Genomic DNA, 4,175 nt, shown 5'->3' with positions numbered 1-4,175 from the left:
CATCGCGGCCGGTGTGACCGCGGCAGGTTCGGCGCTCATGCTGTGCTGGGTGGTCTCGGTGTGCTGGGTGGTCAGGGTGTGCTCGGCGCGCGCGTTGCCCATGCCCAGAACCAGCGCGTGCATGGCCACGATTCCCGCCATGAGCGCGAGCAGCCCGAACACCCGTACGAACCGGGTGCTTCGCGTCGGCTGCTCGATCACGGCGACCATCCTACCGTTCCCGCTTGTATACCCCCTGTCGGTATGGCGACGGGACGCGCCGGTTCGCCACCGCGAGGATCACCGACCCGGGCGGTAGCCTGGCGGCCGTGTCACAGCGCGAACTGGTCATCCTTGGAACGGCCAGCCAAGTACCGACCAAACAGCGCAACCACAATGGCTACCTGCTGCGCTGGGACCGCGAGGGACTGCTGTTCGACCCGGGAGAGGGCACCCAGCGGCAGATGAGCTTCGCCGGCGTCGCCGCCAGCGGGATCACCCGCATCTGCATCACCCACTTCCACGGCGACCACTGCTTCGGACTGCCCGGCGTGCTCGGCCGCATCAGCCTCGACGGCGCGCTGCATCCGGTGGACGTGTACTTCCCGGCCTCGGGGGAGGTCTTCTACGAGCGGCTCATCGACTCCTCGGCCCACAACCGCCAGGTCGAACTGCAACCGCACTCGATCACCGGCAATGACGAACTGCCGCCGCCCGGAGCCGGATTCACGCTGCGCGCCGCGCACCTCTCGCATCCGGTGGAGACCTTCGGCTACCGGCTCGACGAACCCGACAGCCGCCGCTTCGTGCCCGAACGCCTGCGCGAGCTGGGGTTGTCCGGCCCGGTGGTCGGCGAGTTGCAGCGGCACGGCGAGGTCCGGGTCGGCGGCCGCGTCATCACCCTCGACGAGGTGAGCGAGGACCGGCCAGGCCAGAGCTTCGCGTTCGTCATGGACACCCGCCTCTGCGACGGCGTGTACGACCTCGCCCAGGGCGTCGACATGCTGGTCATCGAGGCCACCTTCGTCGACGCCGACGAGCAGCTCGCCGTCGAATACGGCCACCTCACCGCCGGTCAGGCCGCCCGGGTCGCCGCGCAGGCGGGGGTCCGCACCCTGGTGCTGACCCACTACTCCCAGCGCTACCGCACCCTCGACCAGCACCTCGCCGACGCCCGCGCGCATTTCGACGGCGAGATAGTCATAGCCGAGGACCTCATGCGCATCCCCGTCCCGGCGCGTCGCTGACCCGGGCAGGTGCGGACGGCCCGGGCATGATGGGTGCCATGGACGCGCACGAGGAACTCATCGCACTCGCCGACCGGTACTGGGATGCCGCGCTGGAGTCCGCTCCCAGCGAGGCGACCCTGTTGGGAGACAGGCGATTCGACGATCGGATCGAGGATCTGTCGGCCGCCGCCGAGGAGCGGCTGCTCGGCACCTGGCGGGGTCTGCTCGCCGAGGTCGACGCCCTGGATCCGGCGCGGCTCGGCGAGGAGGATCGCACCACTCGCAGCCTGCTGCGCACCGAATTGGCTTCCGCGGTCTCGCATCTGGAATGGCGGCCGGTGGAGATGGCCTCCGACCAGATGACCGGCGTGCACGCGGGCATGCTGACCCTCGCTCCCCAGGTGAACGCGCCCGAACCGGAGAACGCGCGGCGGCTCGTCGAGCGGTACCGGCAGTTCGGCACCCTGATGGGCCAGGCCGTGGACCGATTCCGGGCCGGTCTGGCCGCGGGGCGCACCCCCGCTCACATCACCATCGAGCGTTCGCTCAACCAACTCGACGGCTACCTGGCCTCGGATCTCGCCACCGACCCGTTCGCCGCCCTCCCCGGACCCGCCGACTGGGAGGGGGAATCCGCTTGGCGCGCCGAACTGTCCGAGGTGGTGCGCGACGTCATCCGGCCCGCCTTCGCCGCCTACCGCGCCGTGCTCGCGGATGAACTGCGGCCCGCCGCCCGCTCCGACGAGCAGCCGGGCCTGTGCTGGCTCGGCGACGACGGCGCGGACATCTACGGCCGCCTGCTGCGTCGTCACACCACCCTGCCCGACCTGGGCGCGGACGAGATCCACCAGCTCGGTCTCGACGAATTGGCCGGACTGCGCGCCGAATACGAGGAGGTCGGCGCCCGGCTCTTCGGCCTGACCGACCAAACCGCCATCTTCACTCGCCTGCGCGAGGACACCGCCCTGCGCTACGGCGACGGCGCGCAGATCATGGCCGACGCCCGCGCGTATCTCGCCGCGGCCCAAGCGGAAATGGGCAACTGGTTCGGCCGACTCCCGCGGCAGTCCTGCGACATCGTCCCGGTCCCCGACTTCCTGGCCGCCGACGCGCCCGCCGCCTACTACTTCCCGCCCGCAGCCGACGGTTCGCGTCCCGGCGCGTACTACGTGAACCTCCGGGAACCCAAGACCCGCAACCGCTATGAGACCGCGGCCGTCGCGTACCACGAGGCCATTCCCGGCCATCATCTCCAGCTCACCATCGCCAACGAGCTCGACCACCTGCCCCGCTTCCAGCGCATGTCCTTCTCCAACACGGCCTTCGTCGAAGGCTGGGCCCTCTACACCGAGCGGCTCGCCGACGAAATGGGTTTGTACCCCGACGATCTCGCCCGCATCGGCATGCTCGCCGCCGACTCCTGGCGCTCCTGCCGCCTGGTCGTCGACACCGGCCTGCACGCCAAGGGCTGGACCCGCCAACAGGCCATCGACTTCATGGTCGCCAACGCGCCGGTCGGCGTCGACGAAATCATCGTCGAGATAGACCGCTACATCGCCATGCCCGGCCAAGCCGTCGCCTACAAGGTCGGCCAACTCGAAATCCGCCGCCAGCGCGCACAATCCACCACCCGCCTCGGCTCCGCCTTCGACATCAAAACCTTCCACGACAAAATCCTCGGCTCCGGCTCGGTAAGCCTCCCCGTCCTCCGCGACCTCGCCGCCTCCCTCTGATCCGACGGCGAGCGTTCGGCGAGCCCCGCCCGTAGCAGGACGACTGATCGCGGGGTGGCGGGAATACCGGTTCGGGGGGTGTGTTCGACTCGGGTAATGGTGAGTTGGGCTAACGAAGGGGGGCGTCGGTGACCGCTACGGACGTGGAGGTGTCGGTTGGGTTGCGGTCGGAGCGGGGGCCGATTCTGGCGGCGTTGATGTTGTCGACCTCGTTGGTTGCGTTGGATTCCACCATCATTGCTACCGCGGTGTTGACGATTACCGATCAGCTTGGTGGGTTTGCGCAGTTCCCTTGGCTTTTCAGCATTTATTTGCTGGCGCAGGCGGTGACGGTGCCGATCTACGGGAAGCTGGCCGATATGGTCGGGCGGAAACCGGTGATGCTGTTCGGGATCGGGGTGTTCGCGCTCGGGTCGCTGTTGTGCGGGCTGGCCACCAGCATGATCGGGCTGATCGTGTTCCGGGCGGTGCAGGGGATCGGGGCGGGGGCGGTCAGTCCGATCTCGATGACCATCGCGGGGGATATCTACACCGTGCAGGAGCGGGCCAAGGTGCAGGCGTATCTGGCCACTGTGTGGGCGGCCTCGTCGGTGTTGGGGCCGTTGCTGGGCGGGGTGTTCTCCGAATATGTCAGCTGGCGCTGGATCTTTCTGATCAATCTGCCGCTGGCGGCGCTGGCCGCGTGGATGATCTTGCGGAAGTTCACCGAAAGCGCTCCCCGGCAGAGTCATCGGATCGATTACGCGGGTGCCAGCCTGCTCACCGTCGGCGCGGGCGCGCTGATCCTCGCCCTGCTGGAGGGCGGGCAGGCGTGGGCCTGGACCGCACCGCAGAGCGTGGCACTGTTCGCGGGCGGTGCGATGGTCCTGGTCGCGTTCGGCCTCGTCGAGCGCCGGGCCGCGAATCCGATTCTGCCGCTGTGGGTTTTCACCCGGCGCATCGTGGTGGCCAGCAGCCTGGCCTCGCTGCTGGTCGGCGCGATCCTGCTGGGTCTCACCTCGTACGTGCCCACTTTCGCGCAGGGTGTGCTGGGCAGCGGCGCGCTGCTGGCGGGCCTCACCGTCGGCGCGCTCACACTGGGCTGGCCGGTGTCGGCGTCGCAGGCCGGAAAGGTGTACCTGCGCATCGGCTTCCGCGCGACCGCCGTGATCGGCAGCGTGCTCGCGGTGGCGGGCGCGGCCTCACTGCTGCTGGTCGACGCGGACTCCGGCCTGCTCCAGGTGGCGCTCGGCTG

At 69.2% G+C, this 4,175-nt stretch carries 4 protein-coding genes; 3 read left to right on the top strand and 1 reads right to left on the bottom strand.

Annotated features, from left to right (window positions below):
- Positions 1-201: hypothetical protein (locus ACWELQ_RS39935; protein ID WP_452402197.1), on the bottom strand; the 201-nt coding region annotated here is incomplete at its 3' end.
- Positions 202-308: 107 nt separating this feature from the next.
- Between ACWELQ_RS39935 and ACWELQ_RS39930 the strand changes: the two genes are divergently transcribed.
- From ACWELQ_RS39930 to ACWELQ_RS39920, 3 genes are all read left to right on the top strand, one after another.
- Positions 309-1,226 carry a ribonuclease Z gene (locus ACWELQ_RS39930; protein ID WP_452402196.1) on the top strand — a complete coding sequence of 306 codons (918 nt, stop codon included), beginning with the start codon at positions 309-311 and terminating at the stop codon, positions 1,224-1,226.
- A gap of 38 nt (positions 1,227-1,264) precedes the next feature.
- Entirely contained in the window at positions 1,265-2,941 is a 1,677-nt protein-coding gene (locus tag ACWELQ_RS39925; protein WP_452402195.1) for a DUF885 domain-containing protein, read from the top strand.
- 128 nt (positions 2,942-3,069) lie between these two features.
- Positions 3,070-4,175 (top strand): MFS transporter (locus ACWELQ_RS39920; RefSeq protein ID WP_452402194.1); only part of this gene is annotated, 1,106 nt, incomplete at its 3' end.

It is taken from the genome of Nocardia sp. NPDC004722 (assembly GCF_053601505.1).
Note: the sequence above shows the minus strand (reverse complement) of the source record. Positions and strands in the feature narration are given on the sequence as shown.

Bases quoted from the DNA above. Each gene is read 5' to 3' on its own strand.
- ACWELQ_RS39925 (WP_452402195.1), top strand. From the start codon at position 1,265: ATGGACGCGCACGAGGAACTCATCGCACTCGCCGACCGGTACTGGGAT.